Source organism: Arcanobacterium phocae (assembly GCF_018913465.1).
GTDB classification, from domain to species: Bacteria; Actinomycetota; Actinomycetes; order Actinomycetales; family Actinomycetaceae; genus Arcanobacterium; species Arcanobacterium phocae_A.
Genome location: NZ_JABAPM010000003.1, coordinates 274,930 through 294,856 on the forward strand (window position 1 = coordinate 274,930; position 19,927 = coordinate 294,856).

Consider the following 19,927-nt stretch of genomic DNA (forward strand, 5'->3'; position numbering starts at 1 on the left):
TGTGGTTTATATCGTCTACTTTTCATCGACGACGGAAAATACGAAACGTTTTGTTGAAAAGTTAGGATTTCGTGCCGATCGGATTCCGCTCAGAACCAGTGACGAGCCATTAGTCGTCGAAGATGATTACGTGCTTATCGTGCCGACTTATGGCGGTGGAAACGATCGAGGCGCAGTTCCGAAACAAGTAATTAAGTTTTTGAATAATGAGCAGAACCGCTCACATATCCGTGGTGTGGTTTCCGGTGGAAACACTAATTTTGGGGAAGCATATGGTTTAGCAGGGGACATTATCTCTGCCAAGACTCATGTGCCGCACATGTATCGGTTTGAAATGCTGGGTACCCCAGTTGATGTAGAAAAATTGCGTGAGGGATTAAATCAATGGTGGAACAAGTCATGACGGACAAGGCTGAAGGTATGGATTTTCATGCGCTGAATGCGCAACTCAACCTTTATGACGCGGAAGGCAAGATCCAATTCGATGCAGATCGTGAGGCGGCCCGTCAGTACTTCCTCCAGCATGTCAATAAGAATACGATCGTATTTGATTCAATCGAAGAAAAGATTTCCTATCTGATTGACGAAGGCTACTATGAGCCAGAAGTCTTTACCGCTTATGATATGGCGTTTGTTAAGAGTCTTTACAAACGCGCGTATGCCCACGAATTTCGATTTGCTACATTCTTAGGTGCGTTCAAATATTACACGTCGTACACGCTGAAAACGTTCGACGGTAAACGCTACCTAGAACGTTTTGAGGATCGGGCAGTCATGGTTGCGCTGACGCTTGCTGCCGGTGATACTACCCTTGCTGAGCAGATTGTCGACGAGATTCTTACCGGCCGATTCCAACCAGCTACCCCAACATTCTTGAACGCTGGAAAGAAAGCGCGTGGCGAACTCGTATCATGTTTCTTGTTGCGTGTTGAAGACAATATGGAATCAATTTCGCGCGGTATTAATTCTGCACTTCAACTATCGAAGCGTGGTGGCGGGGTAGCGCTGAATCTGTCGAATATCCGCGAGCTGGGTGCTCCGATTAAGCGCATTGAAAACCAGTCTTCTGGTGTTAATCCGGTTATGAAACTGCTTGAAGATGCATTCTCTTACGCTAACCAATTGGGTGCACGGCAAGGGGCTGGAGCCGTCTATCTACATGCTCATCACCCGGATATCTTGCGGTTCTTGGATACCAAGCGCGAGAATGCGGACGAAAAGATTCGTATTAAGACGCTCTCGTTAGGCGTTGTTATTCCAGATATTACGTTTGAACTGGCGAAAAAGAACGCGGATATGTATCTGTTTTCGCCGTACGACGTCGAACGGGTCTACGGGGTGCCGTTCACCGAAATCTCGGTGTCGGAAAAGTATGATGAACTGGTTGCCGATGAGCGCATCCGTAAGTCCAAGATCAACGCCCGTCAGTTCTTCCAGACCCTAGCGGAAATCCAGTTTGAATCCGGATACCCGTACATTGTTTACGAAGACACGGTTAATCGAGCCAACCCGATCGATGGCCGCATCACGATGTCGAATCTGTGTTCGGAAATTCTGCAGGTCTCTGAACCGTCAACGTACAATCCAGACCTGTCCTACGAGCATATCGGCAAGGATATTTCGTGCAACCTAGGATCGCTCAATATTGCCAAGACAATGGATTCGCCGGACTTCGGACGCAGCGTCGAAACAGCAATCCGAGCATTAACCGCAGTTTCTGATCAAACCGATATCACCTCGGTACCATCAATTGCACGTGGTAACGATATGTCGCACGCGATCGGGCTCGGCCAGATGAACCTGCATGGTTATTTAGGGCGTGAACGAATCTTCTATGGTTCCGAAGAAGCTCTGGACTTCACCAACATGTATTTTTACACCGTGGCATATCATGCGATCCGTGCGTCGATGACCATTGCCCGTGAGCGTGGACAGCAATTCGAAGGATTTGACCGTTCCGCCTACGCTGACGGCTCCTATTTCACGAAATATATTGTGCAGGAGTGGGCGCCGAAAACTCAGCGCGTACGCGAACTGTTCGCTAACACGCATATTCCAACCCAGGCAGACTGGCAGCAACTACGAGATGACGTGGTTCGCTACGGCATGTACAACCAGAACCTGCAAGCCGTTCCACCAACTGGTTCGATTTCGTATATCAACCATTCGACGTCGTCGATCCACCCGATCGTGTCAAAGATCGAAATCCGTAAAGAGGGCAAGCTTGGGCGCGTGTACTATCCGGCCGCTTACCTCACGAACGACAACCTGGAATACTTCCAAGACGCCTACGAAATCGGGCCGAAGGCCATTATCGATACGTATGCAGAAGCAACCCAGCATGTCGATCAAGGGCTGTCGCTGACCCTGTTCTATCCAGACACGGTCACTACTCGTGACGTGAACAAGTCCTATATATATGCGTGGCGAAAAGGCATCAAGTCGCTGTACTACATGCGTATTCGGCAAGCTGCACTGGAAGGAACTGCAGTCGAAGGCTGCGTCTCCTGTATGCTCTAAATCTAGCTACCCAGCGGGCTGCACGTTTACATCGTAAACAGCAGCCCGCTGCGCCATGCCAGCCACTCCAACGGGCCACGGGAAAACTTGAGTTTCCATAGCGACGCAACCAACATCGTCGTCGCCGCAATAGTAATAAACGGCAACAACGTCAATGCTTCTTCAGCGTCCGGGACAACATAGATCACCACAACGTGGGCGCAGTAACTCGTCAGTGGCATCGACCCCATCGCCGCCAACGGATACAACACGTGGCGCGCGGTCGAACCAATCAACAAGCAGGCGCCTAAGACTGCGATCGCAAAGCCACCCGAACCAATCGTTTCCAGCAACATTCCACTATGCGGTTCAGCAGAGAAAAATTCACCAACCGACGGGAACACCCAGCCGATAGACCCCGACAAGGAACGCTCACCACCTTCGCGCGCCAAGAGTGAGTTAATCGGGTCCCACGGCATATGCTGTGGGATAGTATTTTCGCCACCAGTAGCTAGATAGGACAACCCGTACCCGCCGATTGCCAACACTAATCCACCTGCCAAGAGCCGTAACTGTCGTACCCGATTGAGGAGGTCGCTGCGGCCAATCGCCAGCCCAGCAATCACAAACACGCCGTACTGCAAGCCCGGATAGGTTCCGGAAATCATGACGGCAAAAAATGCCGAGTTAGGGTCCGCACCAACAAACAATCCACTCGCTGCCATTGCTGACTTAACCACAATCAACAGGAGCGGTCCCGCGACTGCTGCAATCCCGGCAGCCCACACCAGCGTGCGGACGGGCAGCGATGTGAGTGGCAACGCCAGCATCAACCAAAAACCGTAAAAGCCAAGAATCACCACCACCGGGGTATTCAAAGAACTCAACAAGCTTCCGAGGAAAAACAGAAGCAACGCTCGGCCCACAATCCGCAACCGCGCCGCCTTCATCTGCTCGCCGATATAAGGCTCTTGCCGGCCCGTCATTAACGCCACCGACACCCCAGCCAATAGCGCAAACAACACCGCAGACCGGCCATCAGGTATTTGGGCTAGCCAACCATCGAAAAAACCATAGGGTTCATACGCTGTGGTGTGCGCCCAAAACATGCCTAAAATCGCTAAGCCACGAGCTAAATCCAGTCCACCAATTCGGGAGGATTGGCGAGCTGAAGCGGAAAATGTAGGGGTGGTGTTCGTCGTCGTCATACGTCACATAATAAACGCTGAGCGATGCCATTGGAAGTGACATCTGCCCATGAGATGATGGAACAAACACATACAGGGGGAGAACAACATGAGCGAAAAAATTAAGCTAATCGATTCCGTCCAGGCCATCAACTGGAACAAAATCGAAGACGAAAAAGACCAAGAAGTCTGGGACCGTCTCACTGGAAACTTCTGGCTACCAGAGAAAATCCCACTCTCAAACGACATCCAGTCCTGGAACACGCTCAAGCCACATGAACAGCTCATGACCACGCGCGTTTTCACCGGGCTCACCCTGCTTGACACCGTCCAAGGAACAGTAGGAGCTATCTCGCTCATTCCAGACGCGATAACCCCGCACGAAGAAGCGGTCTACACCAATATCGCGTTCATGGAATCAGTCCACGCCAAATCCTACTCATCGATCTTCTCCACCCTCAATTCCTCGCAGGAAATCGAAGAAACGTTCCGGTGGTCGGAAGAAAACGAATACCTGCAGAAGAAAGCACATATCGTTCTGTCATACTACCGTGGGGACGATCCGGAAAAACGCAAAGTCGCTTCGACCATGCTCGAATCCTTCCTGTTCTATTCCGGGTTCTATGCGCCGATGTATTGGAGTGCGCACGCCAAGCTGACGAACACGGCAGATCTCATCCGGCTCATCATTCGTGACGAGGCCGTACATGGATACTATATTGGCTACAAGTACCAGCAGGCAGTGAAGAAGTCATCCCCGGAACGTCAGGCAGAGCTGAAAGACTACACGTATTCAATACTTGAAGACCTGTATGAAAACGAAGAAGGCTACACCGAATCGTTGTACGACGAAATGGGGCTAACCGACGATGTTAAAATGTTCCTGCGCTACAACGCTAATAAGGCGCTGATGAACCTGGGCTATGAGGCCCTTTTCCCAGCAGACCAGACCGCGGTTAATCCGGCAATTTTGGCCGCTCTTTCGCCGAATGCGGATGAAAACCATGACTTCTTTAGCGGATCAGGATCATCCTATGTGATCGGTACTGCCGAAGCTACTGAGGACGAGGACTGGGACTTCTAATCGCTGTCCGTCCGTACAAAATCTCGGGATCCGGTACGGTAGTGCGCTATAGGGCACTGTTGTTCGGTATCCCGAGATTTTGTGTAGGTAAAAGATGGTTGCTGGCCGTATAAGAAGGAATGATATGAAGATTTTGGTTGTGTGTACCGGTAATATTTGCCGTTCACCGATGGGTGAGATTGTGTTGCGCCACTATGCGGAACAGGCTGGGGTTGCCGGGGAAGTAACGTCCGCCGGGGTGTCTACTGAGGAAACTGGGAATCCGATTGATCGGCGGGCGCAGGCTGTGTTGCGAGAATTCGGCTATGAGGTCCCGCGCAAGCATTATGCTCACCAAGCCACCGCAGCCGAACTTTCGCAGGCAGATCTAGTTTTGGCGATGACGACGGGGCACGCCCGGGCATTGCGCCGGATGATGCTTGCTGCTGGGCTAGGAGAGGAGCATATCTCCCGGATTCACCTATGGCGCGAATTTGACGGAACTGTTCCGCCGGCTGACGCGGGGGCTTTTGGTCCAGGCGGTCCGCTTGAAGGCCAAGAAAAAGTTAAAGCTGGACGAGGTTCGGATTTTTATACGTCTAGCGGCGATTTGGATGTGCTCGATCCGTGGTTCGGGGATGCGTCAGGGTTTTATGACACGCTGGCAATGATCGAAGCGGGCGCTCGCGGGATTGTGACGTGGGTGAAGGGCTGAGTCTAGCTGGCTAAGCCTCATTGTTTCGGCGGTGCCATACAAATTGGTACTCGGGTGAAAAACTTGGTTTACACCGGGCGCAACTCATGAGCCGGGTTGGCCGGCGGAAGCGTTCGATTGTGTGCCCAGCTGGGCAGGTTCCAATCCATGCTCCAGGAATATGGGGTGCATTGCTGAGCTGTGCATGTCCCGACCCGCCGATGCGGATGCATACCTCACGCCAGTGCCGATCGTGGTGATGCTCTGGTCCGACCAAGGCGTGCGCGATTTCGTGCAATATAGTATCGCGGACAACCTGCTCATCGGCCGCTTCGGCGATTGCGCGGGACAATGTAATCTTTTTGTCTGCGAAGTGGGCGGCTCCTGCCCTGCGCTTGGCACGATCAAAGGCAAAAGACCAGTCGGTCAGGCCGTGAGCCGCCAGTAAATCTTGTGCAAGTGCGCGCGCTTTTTCGATATCCACCATCCTATGGTATCGATGTTGCTGGCAGACTGTGCACGTTCAAAATCTCGAGATCCAGCACGGTAGCACACTATAGGGGACTACCGTCTCGTTGAGCGAGATTTTGTGCGAATGAACCTCGACCGGCTCACGGCAAAAGTCCTATTGACTCGCAGAACGGTATGGGGAGGTAGTGTCGAGCCGAATGCTAGAGTGTCGGTATGGTTTTTCATATTATTTTGCCTGAAGACTGGAAGCTCGCCGTAGAAAATGGAACCTATACGCAATCAACACGCGGATGTGACATTAAGTCTGTGGGCTATGTGCATGCCAGCGGTTCGCTCAAGCAAGTCATTGCCGTCGCAGAACGTTTGTATTCGGACCGTGCGGACGCGTTCGTCATCGACATTGATGATAGTGAACTGCATCAGGCTGGTTACGAGATTCGTTACGAGCCAGGGGATCCCGACAATCCACAATCCGAAAAATTCCCACACATTTATGGGGGTGAACTTCCGGTAGGCTTTCTGAAACCGGCGGCAGATTTCGCGGGTGATCCGCGGATTTTGCGCGAAGATTCGCCAGAGGTTCATCAGCTCAATCAAGCAGGTTGGACGGTTGGTTCGACGTCGTGGGGTGCGCGCCTTTTTCTCGACGACGACGCTGATTTATCGTCTTATCATCGATATGTTGATGATACTGTCCGGGCTGGATTTCAGATCCGCGAACTGACTGGTGATGATCTCACTGAGCTCTATACGCTTGACCGATTAGTTGCTCCGGATTTTCCATCCACTCCGGCGTCTCATCACGAGCCGTTGCCAGACAATTTTGACGTTAACATTGCTGATCACAATGCCCGGGCATGGGGTGCGTTTAAGGGTGACCAGCTGGTTGGTTTCAGTATTGTGTTTGATGCTGGGGGACGCTGGGAAGTAGACCGAACAAGTGTTCACCCAGATTATCGACGGCGAGGCGTGGCAAAAGCAATGAAATCCGCTTCGGTTCTTGAAACATATGCCAGTGGTGTACGTCAGTGGGGGACTGGTGGGGCGAGCATTAATCAAGCTTCGCTACGAATGAATAAAGCATTGGGGTTCGTTCTCGAACCATTGTGGCTGACGATGTATCCGCCGCTAACTGTTGGGCAGCTTCTAGCGCAATGAATAAGCGAGCGTTGAAGTGCGCAGCAAAGGATGTCGGAGTGGGAGGATATAATAAACACTATGTCTGGAACTGATCTGATTTTGCGAATGAGTCGTGCCGCCGTGCCGGCAAACCGGCCTATCGATATTGCTCGTCGTATTAGTGCAGCTATTATGATGGGATTTTTGTTTGGTGCAGTAGTTGGAATGCTGTTGTTTATTGACGAAGTTCCCTTAGCGCGGATGGTCTACGTGCTTATTCCAACTGCGATACTTGGCGTCATAGTCTACATTTGTTGGCGAATTTGGCAGACGTCACGTATTGAGCCAACTGCGGTAGTTGCGCGTGTCCTGGGAACAACCGAATCAACCCTGGGGCGTGAAGTCCGTACCGGCGGCCGGCGTGGAATCCTTGTTCCGGTAGTGGCGATGCCCGTTGATGGTGGGCCATCATTCCGATCGATGGTGACGATTCAGGCGCAGTCGGGGCGGGACGTCGTTGAACCACCCGTTGGAACGCTATTGCCACTATTCCAACCAGAACCTGGAATCGGCCGCCTAGTGGAAGGCGAAGCTACGGCTGAGCAGCAAGAACTTATGGATAAACTTGCCAAGCGCCCGCGAATACTCGCTAACAAGGCTGAAATTCTGCCTATCCGGCGCGGCCCACTAGAACGTACCCCGCGCACAGCCGCCATCCAATGGTGGGCCAGTGCCGGCACTGCCGCGTTCCTAGCGATGGTGTTCGTCGGCTCGTTGCGCGGGTAGTCACGAGTAATTACACCACGCGGGTGAAGAACTCCTTTGCGCGCGCACTTTGAGGACGCTCGAAAACATCGTCTGGGGAACCGGATTCGATAATCTTGCCGTCGTCCATGACGATCACCTGGTCAGATACTTCGCGGGCGAACCCCATTTCGTGCGTGACCACAACCATCGTCATGCCTTCAGCTGCCAAATCCTGCATAACGGAAAGAACTTCGCCCACCAACTCCGGATCCAGTGCCGACGTCGGCTCATCGAACAACATCAACTCTGGCTCCATCGCCAACGCGCGCGCAATCGCCACACGCTGCTGCTGACCACCAGAGAGCTCCGCCGGATAATGATCCATGCGGTCTGCCAACCCAACCCGGTCAAGTAGCTTCTTCGCCTGCTCCCGCGCCTGCTCAACAGATTTGCCAAGAACATGAACCGGCGCTTCCATCACGTTCTCCAACGCTGTCTTATGCGGGAACAGATTAAAGCGTTGGAACACCATGCCGATCTTGGCACGCTGCGCGGCCGCCTCTTTCGCCGTCAGCTCATACAGCTTGCCGTCTTTTTCCCGGAAACCCATCAGCGTTCCATCAACATGAATCGATCCGGCCTGAATAGTCTCCAGCAGATTAATGCACCGTAGCATCGTCGACTTACCAGACCCAGACGGGCCCAGAATCGAGGTGACCGTGCCCGGCTGGACAGTAAACGAAACGCCTTTGAGAACATGCAGATCTCCGAAGAACTTATGAACGTCACTAACGCTGACTTTGGGGAGTTGACTCATTGTAATAATCCTGAAATAACAGTTGGCTTATAGAAAAGGACAGAGAAACAGCCCCAATCACGGAGTGTACTCCACGAACGGATCGTCCATAGTCGTTTGCGACGCATTGATCGCAGCCTGGCGGCCAGCACGAGTTTTCTTCGCACCGCGGCCATTCGATGCGGCCGAATCGTCAGCCGAACCGCGCCCGTAGAATTTCTCCACATAATACTGGCCAACCATCAACACCGACGTGATTGACAGATACCAGATCGCTGCCACCAGCAAGAACGGAATCGGCTGGAAAGAAGAGAAGCCACTCGCGTTAGTTACATGGGTGAGCTCTAGGGACAGTGGCACCGCCGTCACCAACGACGTCGTCTTCAGCATCGAAATCGTCTCATTGCCTGTTGGTGGAACAATCACACGCATCGCCTGCGGCAAAATAATCCGCCGCATAATCATGCCACTGCTCATGCCCAACGCCTTCGCGGCTTCCTCTTGGCCTGGATCCACCGAGTTCAAACCCGACCGGACGATCTCCGCCAAGTACGCGCCTTCGTTGATGCCAAGCCCAAGCACGGCGAACAAGAACATCGTGTATTGCCGTTCTGCAAAAATGGAATTCGGTGCGAAGGTGAAGAAATCTATCACGTGCGGAATGCCGACCGTGATCGTTGGGAACAGTGTTCCGATCAGTCCCCAGAAAATCAGCTGGGTGTAGATCGGGGTGCCACGGAAGAACCAGATGTATCCAGTTGCTACCGACCGCAACACCGGATTATCCGACCGCCGCATAATTGCCATCGTCACTGCCAGGAGAATACCTAACGCCATCGCGGCCACGGTCAACGCCAGCGTCCACGCCACACCTTTCAGGATCTGCATCTTGAAGAGGTTATCCCACACCACGCTCCACTGGAATTGTGGATTCGTGATGAGCTGGTTGAGGATCGCGTAGGCGATGACGGCGACGATCGCTGCTGAAATCCAGCGCCCCCAATGGCGGACGGGGACTGCGTGGATCAATTCCGGAGTGTTCTGTGACGGCATGATTCGTCCTGGCTAGTGAATGTTATTTGGCTGGGTTGAGGGTAACAGAGGTGGCAACGCCATCCTTGATTCCCCAGGTTTCGAAGATCTTGGCGAGGTCGCCGGTGTCGATGAGGTGCTGGAGGGCCTTGTCGATAGCTTCGGTGGTTGGGTCGCCCTTCGGGGTTGCGATTGCGAGGCCGACGACGTCGATTGGTTTGCCGATCTTTTCAATCTGCTTGTTGGTCTGCAAAATAGCGAAGTCAATAACTGGGGTGTCCGCAAACATGGCGTCGAGCTGGCCTTGGGCTAGTTCGAGGCTGATCCGTGGCTGCTCGGACTGCCGTTGGATCTGAACAGGCTTGTCTTTGCAGTCGGTGGTGTTTAGTTCGGTTAAGTATTCGTCTTGTGCGGTGCCGGTTTGAACGCCGACTACCTTGCCGCACACGTCTGCCGGATCAAACTTCTTTGGGTTGCCAGCTGGGACTGCCCACTGCAAACCCGCTTCATAGTACTGAGTCAAATCAACGGCTTCTTGGCGTTCTGGGTTTACCGAAATTGCAGCAATACCAGCTTCATAGGTTTTCCCGATGCCTGGGATAACCGCGGCAAACTCAGCGTTTTCCATGGTGACTTCGAGGCCAAGGACCTTACCGAGTGCGTTGGCTAGGTCAACGTCGAAGCCTTGCATGGTGGTGCCGTCTTCAGCATAGAATTCTGCCGGAGCGTAGAACGCGTTAGTGCCGATGGTGAGTTTTCCATCCTTGGTGACGGATTCTGGCAGTAGTGCTGCGATGTCATCAACTTTTTCAATGTGGGATACATCGGTTGCGCGAACGTCGCCGGAAGTAGCTGCGGCGTCGGTGGCATCGGTGGTGGATGACGTTCCGGCGTCGGAGCCACAAGCGCCCAGGGTGAACAGAAGTGCCGCTGCGGCAGCGGTGAATTTCAGGGTTTTCATGGTTTCTCCTCGCGGATGGATTTTTCGGGTGGCACTACGCCAATAATGAAAGTATATACGGTTGAATGTATAGTTATACAATTTTTGGTGGGTAAGATAGGGCACAGTTGGAGATTCGGCTATGTAGGCGTCAGGCAAACTCGGCAAAAGCGCAAACCTACACGTATATGGCCGAGGTTTGCGCTATTGCCGAGTTTTACGCACAGTGCGGTAATCAGTTCAACAGCTTCCGGATCCGTTGCACGGAAACCTTGCCGCTCGTACCGAGCTGCTGAGCAAACAGCGAAACGCGCAGTTCCTCAATCATCCAGCGGGCTTTCACCAAGGCTGCGGCTCGTTGCGGATCATAGCTCCCCATCGCCTGCCGTTCTTTGTCAACCTCATCGCTAATCTCGCCGACCTGCCACGCCAACGAATCATCAGCCGGATTCGTTGGCGCTTTCTCTACCCGAATCCGTGCAGCATTGAGGTAGCGCGGCAAATGTGCGAGATATTCGCCTGGGGTGGTTCGAATGAACCCATCGGAAACGAGCCGTGTCACATAGTCGCGAACATCAGTCACGGTATTGATCAGTGCCAGCGAGGACGTTGTGCGCAAGACGCTATCGACCTCCCCATAGGCTTCCAAAATTCGTACCACGATCTGCGCAATCCGATAGATTTCATCTTCAAACCGGTCACGTAGCCAGGTGCGCAGCGCCTCATAGTCGCCGCGGTTCCGCAGCGTCCCCAACGGTTTCTTATTCTCCCGAGCCCACTGATCGGCGAGGTTGCGAATAGCGGCAACATGTAGATCAGTGATGAGCGCACTCGTGGAAGGGTATGGCGAAGCAGCCATTGCCAAGGATTCACGCCCAGTCCACCGGCTAGTGACGCGGGCTTCGGGCAGGGCAAGCTCGATGGCAAGGAGTCGGATAACCCCGTTGCGGTGGTCGCGCACTTGTTCTGCCGGTTCTGCTAATACCCGCAGTTCTACCGTGAACCCAGCTTTCCCAGGTGTTTCGATCAGTGCCGGATAACCACGAATCGTCAGCCCATGAGCACCGGTCGTTTCGATGCTGGCGGGAATGTCGTCTCCGTCGAGCTCGGGCCACGTAGTGAGGTCGTGGCGGGTAAGTGCCTCAGTCATTCCGGGCTCGGTTGGGTCTGCTTCGAGGGCTTGCGAGACGGCTTTTTTGACAACGTGTTCGACGGCGGTGCGCGTCTGCGGAGCAAGAGAACGCTGCAGGTAGTGGATAGATGTGCCTTCGTCTAGCACGGCACCGCGTTCGGAGCGGACCCGGAAGTTGATCGTCAAGTGCGCTGGCAAAACTACATCCGCCCAGGAGTCGGCGTCAATATCGATCCCGCGCAGGTCCCGTGCAGCTGCCGTGAATGCGTCTTGGAAGCTGATAGCGTCAGGTTGACCGTGTGCCACACTGTCCCAATCTGGGAGTTTGGCGCGAATCTGCCGGGCAGCATCGGGCGCCGGCACAAGGTTGCGGCGAATCCGTTTGGGAAGCGCACGAATGGTTGCAATGACGAGTTCGTCGAGCATGCCGGGAACGAGCCAGTCGAAGCCGTCATCGCTGAGTTGCGGAAGCAGAGTTACCGGCACGTCAATAGTGAGTCCGTCTGCGTGTGAGCCGGGCACAAAGGTGTAGTCGATCGGTAAGGTGATATCGCCTTGGATCCATTCGGTTGGGAAGTCGTCATCCGATGCGGTTGTTTCGCCAAGTAAAAATTCTTGGGTGAACGTTAGCAGATCGGGATGGTTGTGGCGGTCCTTTTTCCACCAGGTATCAAAGTGCCGGGCGGAGACGATGTTGTCCGGGATACGTTCGTCGAAAAACACGTACTGGGCGTCCTCGTCTGCTACCAGCCCGTGGCTACGCAACCGTTCTTCGACCTCGTGCGCCTGTGCCAACGCATCGTGGTTGTCTTTTACGAACCGGTGATGGGTTCGCCATTGGCCTTCTACCAGTGCGTGGCGAATGAACATCTCGCGAGCAAGTTCGCGTGCCGACGGCGTACCAACAGAAGACAGCAATACTTGCCGGTCAGCTGTGATGGTTAGTCCATATAGCAGGACTTTTTCGTGGACTTTGGCGGCGCCGTCCCGGGTGGACCAGAATGGATCTGAATAGGTGCGTTTGATGAGATGTGCCCCGACGCGCTCGATCCAGGCCGGATCGATTTTGGCAATGGTTCGGGCAAAAAGCCGGGATGTTTCCACCAGCTCGGCGGCCATCACCCAATCTGGGGTGCGCTTGGCAAGCCCAGATCCCGGCCAAGCTACAAAGTGGGTGCCGCGCGCACCTAGATAGTCCCGCTTGCGCTGGTCAAACGTTCCGATGTTGGACAGCAGCCCAACAAGGAGCGACCGGTGAATCGCGTCGGCAGCCGGGGCATCGGCCGAAGCTCCCACCGCTTTGACCGCATGCGTAACATCGCGGTTGTGGCTGACGTCGTTGTGGGTGTCGCGCGCCTGGCGGATCTGCGCCGCGGACGGCAATGCAATATTTTTCAACGTAATGCCGAGTGGTTTAGCAAGTTCACGCAGTTGGGCGACGACGTCTTGCCACTCGCGGAACCGCAACCAGTTCAGGTGCTCGGCCCGGCATAACCGCCGAAATGCCGAACCAGACAGGTCGCGTTGCTGGGTGCGCAAATACCGCCACAGGTTCAGGTAAGCCAAAAAGTCCGAAGTTGGCTCGGTGAAGCGGGCGTGGAGCTGATCGGCTTGGGCCTTATATTCGGCTGGGCGCTCGCGGACATCTTGGACTGACATTGCGGCAACTAGCACCAGAACTTCGGTGGCAGCGCCGTTGTCTACCGCGGCAAGCAGCATACGTCCCAAACGTGGGTCGATTGGCAACCGGGCAAGTTTGTGCCCGATTTTGGTGAGAATCGGGGTGCGGGTATCGGGCTCGAGGGCGCCGATTTCTTCCAACAGTTGGATACCTGCCCGAACGGCTTTCAAGTCCGGCGGATCGATGAATGGGAAATCAGCAACTGTGCCTAGGCCAAGGGACGCCATCTGAAGAATAACCGCAGCGAGCGAGGTGCGTTGAATTTCCGGTTCGGTAAATTCTGGCCGGGAGGCGAAGTCCTCTTCAGAGTAGAGCCGGATAGCGATACCGTCCGCCACACGCCCCGAGCGTCCCGAACGCTGATTCGCAGAAGCCTGCGAAATCGGCTCGATCGGTAGGCGTTGCACCTTGGTTCGTGGCGAATACCGCGAAATACGTGCAGTTCCCGGATCAATCACATAACGGATTCCCGGCACGGTCAGGGACGTTTCAGCAATATTAGTGGCAAGAACTATTCGCCGATTTGAATGTGCTTGGAAGATGCGTTGCTGTTCGGCGGAGGACAACCGGGCAAATAGTGGCAGGATTTCGACGGCGCCCGGCACGTTACTGTGTTCGCCAGCGGCCAGGAATTTCGGGCCGAGATCGTCCCGGAAAGCCTTGAGGGTTTCGCGGATTTCGCCTTCGCCAGATAAAAAGACGAGGATGTCTCCGGGGCCTTCGTTCATCAGCTCGTGTGCAGCGTCTACGATTCCAGTAATCGGGTCATCAGCGGACGGGGCTTCGTCGTCGTCAGTATCTATCCCGAGCGGACGGTACCGAATGTCGACCGGGAACGTGCGCCCAGAAACCTCAATCATCGGTGCGACGACGCCGGGCCCGCCGCCGTGCATATACCGCCCGAAATGTTCGGCGAAGCGTTGCGAATCGATGGTGGCAGAGGTGATGATGAGTTTGAGGTCGGGGCGTTGGGGTAGGAGCTGGGCGAGGTAGCCGAGCAGGAAGTCGATGTTAAGAGAGCGTTCGTGGGCTTCGTCGATAATGATGGTGTCGTAGCGCCGAAGCATCGGATCGGACTGGATCTCGGCCAGCAAAATACCGTCGGTCATGAGTTTGACCAGCGTGTTGGGGGAGACGTGTTCGGTGAATCGCACATGGAAGCCGATCGCGCCGCCCATTTCGACCCCAAGTTCGTCGCTAATACGGGTAGCGACGGCGCGTGCCGCAAGCCGGCGGGGCTGCGTGTGGCCGATCATCCCCGTGATTCCACGCCCGAGCTCCAGGCACATTTTAGGAAGCTGAGTGGTTTTCCCGGAGCCGGTTTCGCCCGCGATAATCACTACCTGGTTAGCGGCGATGGCTGCCATAATATCGGCGCGCCGAGCAGAGACGGGTAGTTGCTCCGGGTAGGTGATGTCTGGGACGCTGGCTTTGCGGGCGGCGATTTGGTCCGGGGTGAACGGACGTGGCCCGCGCTGGGTGCGAGCCTGGTGGCGGGGACGACGGCGGTTGGCTGAGTTGCGTTTTTCGGTAGACATCGTCTTCTATTTTCGCACGTTCCCGGCAACTTGTCAGTGACGCAGGAACTGGCGGTGTGGGCAAGGAGACGTGCCTCATGGCAGTTCCCCGGTGGGTGATGGAATGATGGCAGCAATGGTTGGTCTAGACTTGTTTTTGCTTGTGTTTTTGGAGGGTTTATGAAATTTGTGTGGGCACTAGTTTCGCTAGTTATTGCTGGAATTGCGTTGGTGTTGTTCCGCCCGGACCTAGTCCCTTACCTGAGTGACTATGCTTTGACTTTGCCATTCGCCCAGATCCTATCGATGCGTTTCTGGATCGGTGCCGTACTCCTTTTCGGTGCCGTGATGCTAGCTGTTTTCGCGCTGATACGCTACAAGCTTTTGAACATGGGTCGGATCGCGGGTAGTTTGGCCGGGGTGTTACTGGTTGCGAGCATTTTGCAGTTTGGGCTGTTGCTAGAACGCGGGGTAGCTAACCCGGCACAGCTTGGGCCGGATCGCGGTGTAACGATGTCGTCGGCAGGCAACGGCGATATCACCGTGCTGACCTACAACACTCTTGGTGGAAAGACCACGGCAGAGCGGATCTCCCAGCTCGTTGAAACCAATGGCGTTGATGTGGTTGTGCTACCCGAGACGGGACATAAGCGGGGTCGCGAAGTTGTGGAGCTGTTAGCCGCCCAAGGACTGAATTTTCAACAGTTTGATACACATACCTCCCAATATGATCCGGAATTTCGCTCAACGATTCTTCTTGTTTCAGCCGCGCTTGGTGAGTATGAACAAAGTGATGACGCCCCGGCTGATTCGGCTGCGGTAGCAGCCCGGCCGGTGTCTGGCGAAGGTCCAGAATTTTTCGGTGTCCATCCAATTGCGCCAGTGCCTGCGTTGATGGACCAATGGTATTCGCAAACTCGTGCAGTGTATGCACTATGCGAGAAAACAAACTTTATTATGGCGGGCGATTTTAATTCCACGATCGATCATCAAATGGCGCATGGTTTTTCCTGTGGAGATGGTGCGCGTGACGCCGGTTCAGGTGCGGTTGGTACCTGGCCGGCTACCATGCCGGCGTCACTAGCGGCACCGATCGACCGGGTGCTTCACGATGGTCACAGCTATCGGGGAACCGATGCAGCAATCGTGAAAGTCGGCGAATCAGATCACCGAGGACTCTTGGTTCGACTCACTCCAACCAAGTAGACTAGCTAGAACAACGTATTACAGATATGTAGTGGCGTCGAGTACGCCACGGGAAAGAAGGATGATCATGCGGTTAATGCGAACACTGATTATCGCCGGTGGCGCCTACGTCTTGGGCACTAAGGCAGGACATGAGCGCTATGAACAGATTGTCGATGTGGCGTCGAAGCTGTGGAATGCTTCCCCGCTTGCTGACTTCACTGCGCCACATCGTGACACGGTTGACGAGATCATCGTTGAGGACGAGATGTGAATTTCGTACCCGCAACGGGGGCTGTAAGGTGCTGTAACTTGCCAGTTGAACTAGCAAGTTACCGGATGCGTCATGCTGGTGGGGAAAGTGAAAATATTGATTGGTCGCCACTAAATGATGAGCTTCCGGATGACTGCTGGGTGATGCTTGACATTTTAGAGTTGGGTTCATTCCTTGAGAATTTTGCCGGAGTGGGTATCCATATCTCTGATGAAGAAATTGATGAGCTGATAAGTGCGGTGGAGGACCAATTTGAAAGAGCAGCGTTCGGGAAACTGAGTTATGGGCGCCGTGCTGATGTAACGGAAACTCAATCGCAACCGGGGCTCATTGAAATTCGATTGCGTGAGCCGTATGAACTTGGAGATGGTAAATATCGGATTCGTATCTATGTGGTTGAACCAGAGCAGCCGCCTTTTAATGGAATTGTGACTTTGCTGATGCATGTTAAACAAGATGGTAACGGCAGGCTTAATAGTATGCAGAACGACTTTATGGCAACAGCAATGGATAGATGTGACTCATGGGCTGAGAACTTTCCTATTGTCTAGTGAGTAGACATAAGATATATTCACTATATGCATCAGTTGCATATAGTGAATAGGTGAGGGATATGTTGGATCGGGAAAGACGCGAATCCATCCGGAAACGACGGGAACAAAATAAGCGCGATTGGCAACTTATTTCTGACCTGGTGGAAATACGTAAAAAACTAGGGATTGAGCAAGCAGATATTGCGCAGAAAATGTCAGTTAGCCAGTCGACTATTTCACGTTTTGAATCAGGGCAGATTAATCCTACGCAACAAACTATTCGCCGATATGCACGTATCGTTGGGGTGAGTATCGAATATCAACTGGTTTTAGATACTGAAATACGTCACGTTATCCAAGATGTAACCACGTATCAAGAAATGCCGCCTCTGCAATACGGAAAAAATAAATATACTGTTCATTACACTGATAAGGTTCCGGCATGATGCTTGACAAAATAGCCTTAGAGCATGTCAAAGTAGTGAAATCTGGAGTGGAAAATCTCATTCGTTCAGAAAACGTCCAGATTGACCAAGCGGACAAGTTGAACGTGGAAACCAATATCAGTTTCTACGCTCCGCAAGTTATTAATAGCAGGCTACTGGTTGATGTTGAGTTTTTGATTAAAACTCAAATCGCCAACGTAAATATACATGTGCGTGGAATTTATCATTCCGAGGATGATCTTAGTGTGTTGCCGAAGGACTATAACTGGGAGAGTTTTCTTTCGGGGCAAGTAGTTTCTGATGTTTTGCCGTATGTGCGGGTATACGTTTCTCAGTTATGTGGAATGATAGATATTCCAGCGATTCCACTTATGTTAAAAGATCGTGAATCCATGCCGGCGGGCGAGGGCGTCTAGCTCGAATCCATCTTTGCCACGGATAACTGGAACGCCGTCGCCTTCGGCCTTTTATTGTCGCAGTATGGTTAAGCTAGTGAGCGGATCAATATTTCGTATTCCAATAATATGCAGATAGTTGTGCTGTTTTCTACCATAATAAACACCTTATCTTATTATTTTTTGCCATTTTTTCTATTTGTGTAAATATACGCGCATGCGGAAAGTATTCAGTGCTTGGAAATCGTTACTGATATGCCCAAATAAACGGATGATAGCTATACTGTTCCTTGTATAGTCGTTCCTATTTGCTGGGAGAAGTTCAATGGCAGAGTTGCATTTACAAAAAATTAAAAGGAAACTTCAATCTTCATACTCTGATTTCCAAAAAGAGCTCAGGTCCCGTTTGCCTAATGATAGTGAAGCAAGCATTTGGACAAAAACGCTTGCTGCACATGCGATTCATTATTATGGTAATGCTCCAGTAGATGAGTTATCGCGTTTTGTAGTTGATGGAAGACAAGATCGCGGTATAGATGCTGTTTATTATGATGATTTAAATCATCAGATAACATTTGTACAATCGAAATGGAGTTCTGAAGGTGTTGGAACGTTAATTTCTGAGACAGATGCTGGTAGTTTTGCTAACGGTATTTCTGAAGCGATGACCGGTACATTTCCAGATGATAGCAATTCTGCATTGTTGAATTTGAAGGGTATGTTCGAGCGCGTTAACGATGATTATGATATTAAAATTCAATTGATAGTTATTTCTACCACTACTTCTGACATACATCCAAATGCGAAGAAGAGGATTGAGGATGGACTCGAACGGGTTTTAGGGAAAGACTATGAGTTAAAAATTGTCAACCAAATCGAAACATACCAGACGTTTACAAATGAGGAACTTGGGGGTGGATCCTCTTTCGATATTGTTTTGCATGAAATTGGTATATTAGCTACACCTTATAATGCTGTTTACGGATGGGCTAGTGGGCTAGACATTGCCGATCTTGTAATTAAACAGGGAAAAAACATATACTCTCGAAATATTCGAGGAGCGCTAGGTAATACTGAAGTTAATAGAGATATTATTCAAACTGTTCAGGATGAGCCTGAAAATTTTTGGTATTTTAATAATGGTTTGACTTTTCTCGCCGACGATATTCAGACGCCGCCTCTCCGAGATCCGGCTTTTGCAAGACTGAAAGTTACTAAAGGCTCTATTGTAAACGGTGCGCAAACATCATCATCCCTTGCTAGTTTGAGGGATTCGGGTAGTTTTGATGCTAATTTAGAGAGAGTGCGTGTCCAGGTAAGGCTTATTAGTGCACGAAATGCCAATGAAGACGAAGAATTTCCACGACAAGTTACTCGATTTACTAATAGTCAGAATGGGGTTGGTGCAAAAGAATTCGTGTCTTTAGACGATTTCCAGAAACGTCTTCAAAAGGAAGTTGATGAGCAATTTGCCAGAAACTATTACATTAGGTCTGGCACTGGATCTGCAGGTCAAAATGAAACTGGCGATTTTGATCTGCAAACTGCCACTATTGCACTGACCTGCGCGAGAAGGGAAACCAGCAATGTGGTCCGTGCAAAATCTGGAATTGGTGCCCTATGGAAAGACATAAATAAACCACCATATACTGAGATATTCGATATTAAAACAACGACTGCTCTTGCTTTAGTTAAAGCAGTAGATGCGTTTAATAGGATTGAAGAACATCTGCAAGACCAGATCAAATCTTTAGATGTGATTGATGAAGGTGGGCAACGGCCACTAAAATATGGACAAGTTGCACGTCATGGGAATCGCTTGTTCCAACATGCAGTTATGCGAGGATTGAGGATATTTGACGAAGCTGTCCCAGTTGTTGGTCTCAATAAACAGTTGGATAAGTTAAATTTAGCTTTGTATTTTTCAGTTTTTGCTAGAGTTATATACGATAATTATCCAGATACGTATTTGGCTTATCTTTTCAAAAATCAAGAGAAATGCCGGACGGTTATAGAGGCATTTGATCGAGAAATTCGAGAAAGAAAACTTGAAAAATAAAATGTGATATCTCTGTAACTGCCTGGGCTTCTCTGAATAAAACGCATGATTGGCGGGAATGGTAGAGCGTATCTATTTTTCTCATCTCAGATAGCTGGCTTATTAAAGTAAGTTTCGCGGTTATGATGTAGCGTAGAAAGCGATGAAGTGGCTGTTA

Annotated in this window: 18 protein-coding genes; 12 read left to right on the forward strand and 6 right to left on the reverse strand. The window is 51.9% G+C overall.

Going from position 1 to position 19,927, the window contains the following annotated elements:
• Position 1: 1 nt before the first annotated feature.
• Both nrdI and nrdE read left to right on the forward strand, forming a co-directional pair.
• On the forward strand, positions 2-403 hold the full coding sequence (gene nrdI / locus KSO86_RS05565) for a class Ib ribonucleoside-diphosphate reductase assembly flavoprotein NrdI (RefSeq protein ID WP_091279135.1): 402 nt from the start codon (positions 2-4) through the stop codon (positions 401-403).
• A complete protein-coding gene (gene nrdE, locus KSO86_RS05570; protein WP_216378643.1) occupies positions 385-2,520 on the forward strand; it encodes a class 1b ribonucleoside-diphosphate reductase subunit alpha in 2,136 nt (711 codons plus the stop codon). The genes nrdI and nrdE overlap by 19 nt, the downstream gene beginning before the upstream one ends.
• Before the next feature lie 26 nt (positions 2,521-2,546).
• Here nrdE and KSO86_RS05575 read toward each other — a convergent pair whose 3' ends face one another.
• On the reverse strand, positions 2,547-3,707 hold the full coding sequence (locus KSO86_RS05575) for a DUF418 domain-containing protein (protein WP_216378645.1): 1,161 nt from the start codon (positions 3,705-3,707) through the stop codon (positions 2,547-2,549).
• 88 nt (positions 3,708-3,795) lie between these two features.
• Between KSO86_RS05575 and nrdF the strand changes: the two genes are divergently transcribed.
• Positions 3,796-4,770 carry a class 1b ribonucleoside-diphosphate reductase subunit beta gene (nrdF, locus tag KSO86_RS05580; protein WP_091279126.1) on the forward strand — a complete coding sequence of 325 codons (975 nt, stop codon included), beginning with the start codon at positions 3,796-3,798 and terminating at the stop codon, positions 4,768-4,770.
• Between the two features lie 124 nt (positions 4,771-4,894).
• Positions 4,895-5,464: a low molecular weight protein-tyrosine-phosphatase gene (locus KSO86_RS05585; RefSeq protein ID WP_216378647.1), complete on the forward strand. Its 570-nt coding sequence runs from the start codon at positions 4,895-4,897 to the stop codon at positions 5,462-5,464.
• 10 nt (positions 5,465-5,474) lie between these two features.
• Here KSO86_RS05585 and KSO86_RS05590 read toward each other — a convergent pair whose 3' ends face one another.
• Positions 5,475-5,927 carry a SprT-like domain-containing protein gene (locus KSO86_RS05590; protein WP_216378649.1) on the reverse strand — a complete coding sequence of 151 codons (453 nt, stop codon included), beginning with the start codon at positions 5,925-5,927 and terminating at the stop codon, positions 5,475-5,477.
• A 200-nt stretch (positions 5,928-6,127) separates the two neighbouring features.
• Here KSO86_RS05590 and KSO86_RS05595 point away from each other — a divergent pair, with 200 nt between their 5' ends.
• Together KSO86_RS05595 and KSO86_RS05600 are read left to right on the forward strand one after the other, a co-directional pair.
• Positions 6,128-7,072 carry a GNAT family N-acetyltransferase gene (locus KSO86_RS05595; protein WP_216378650.1) on the forward strand — a complete coding sequence of 315 codons (945 nt, stop codon included), beginning with the start codon at positions 6,128-6,130 and terminating at the stop codon, positions 7,070-7,072.
• Positions 7,073-7,132: 60 nt separating this feature from the next.
• On the forward strand, positions 7,133-7,819 hold the full coding sequence (locus tag KSO86_RS05600; RefSeq protein ID WP_216378652.1) for a hypothetical protein: 687 nt from the start codon (positions 7,133-7,135) through the stop codon (positions 7,817-7,819).
• A 10-nt stretch (positions 7,820-7,829) separates the two neighbouring features.
• Here the strand turns inward: KSO86_RS05600 and KSO86_RS05605 are convergent, their stop codons facing one another.
• The 4 genes from KSO86_RS05605 to hrpA form a co-directional block, all read right to left on the reverse strand.
• On the reverse strand, positions 7,830-8,597 hold the full coding sequence (locus KSO86_RS05605) for an amino acid ABC transporter ATP-binding protein (protein WP_216378654.1): 768 nt from the start codon (positions 8,595-8,597) through the stop codon (positions 7,830-7,832).
• Between the two features lie 57 nt (positions 8,598-8,654).
• Positions 8,655-9,629 (reverse strand): amino acid ABC transporter permease, encoded by a 975-nt coding sequence (locus KSO86_RS05610; RefSeq protein ID WP_216378655.1) that lies wholly within the window; start codon positions 9,627-9,629, stop codon positions 8,655-8,657.
• A gap of 22 nt (positions 9,630-9,651) precedes the next feature.
• Complete coding sequence (locus KSO86_RS05615) at positions 9,652-10,569, reverse strand: ABC transporter substrate-binding protein (protein ID WP_216378657.1); 918 nt, start codon at positions 10,567-10,569, stop codon at positions 9,652-9,654.
• 214 nt (positions 10,570-10,783) lie between these two features.
• A complete protein-coding gene (gene hrpA, locus KSO86_RS05620; protein ID WP_216378659.1) occupies positions 10,784-14,899 on the reverse strand; it encodes an ATP-dependent RNA helicase HrpA in 4,116 nt (1,371 codons plus the stop codon).
• 159 nt (positions 14,900-15,058) lie between these two features.
• Between hrpA and KSO86_RS05625 the strand changes: the two genes are divergently transcribed.
• From KSO86_RS05625 to KSO86_RS05650, 6 genes are all read left to right on the forward strand, one after another.
• Positions 15,059-16,084, forward strand: a complete 1,026-nt coding sequence (locus KSO86_RS05625) for an endonuclease/exonuclease/phosphatase family protein (protein WP_216378661.1) — start codon at positions 15,059-15,061, stop codon at positions 16,082-16,084.
• Between the two features lie 67 nt (positions 16,085-16,151).
• Complete coding sequence (locus KSO86_RS05630) at positions 16,152-16,337, forward strand: hypothetical protein (protein WP_216378663.1); 186 nt, start codon at positions 16,152-16,154, stop codon at positions 16,335-16,337.
• Positions 16,338-16,375: 38 nt separating this feature from the next.
• The gene (locus KSO86_RS05635; protein ID WP_216378665.1) at positions 16,376-16,888 is read left to right on the forward strand and encodes a hypothetical protein; all 513 of its coding nucleotides are present in this window, start codon (positions 16,376-16,378) and stop codon (positions 16,886-16,888) included.
• Between the two features lie 62 nt (positions 16,889-16,950).
• A complete protein-coding gene (locus KSO86_RS05640; protein ID WP_253280554.1) occupies positions 16,951-17,316 on the forward strand; it encodes a helix-turn-helix domain-containing protein in 366 nt (121 codons plus the stop codon).
• Entirely contained in the window at positions 17,313-17,732 is a 420-nt protein-coding gene (locus tag KSO86_RS05645; protein WP_216378669.1) for a hypothetical protein, read from the forward strand. Before KSO86_RS05640 ends, KSO86_RS05645 begins: the two co-directional genes overlap by 4 nt.
• Before the next feature lie 304 nt (positions 17,733-18,036).
• Positions 18,037-19,770 (forward strand): AIPR family protein, encoded by a 1,734-nt coding sequence (locus KSO86_RS05650; RefSeq protein WP_216378671.1) that lies wholly within the window; start codon positions 18,037-18,039, stop codon positions 19,768-19,770.
• The last annotated feature ends 157 nt before the right edge of the window (positions 19,771-19,927 follow it).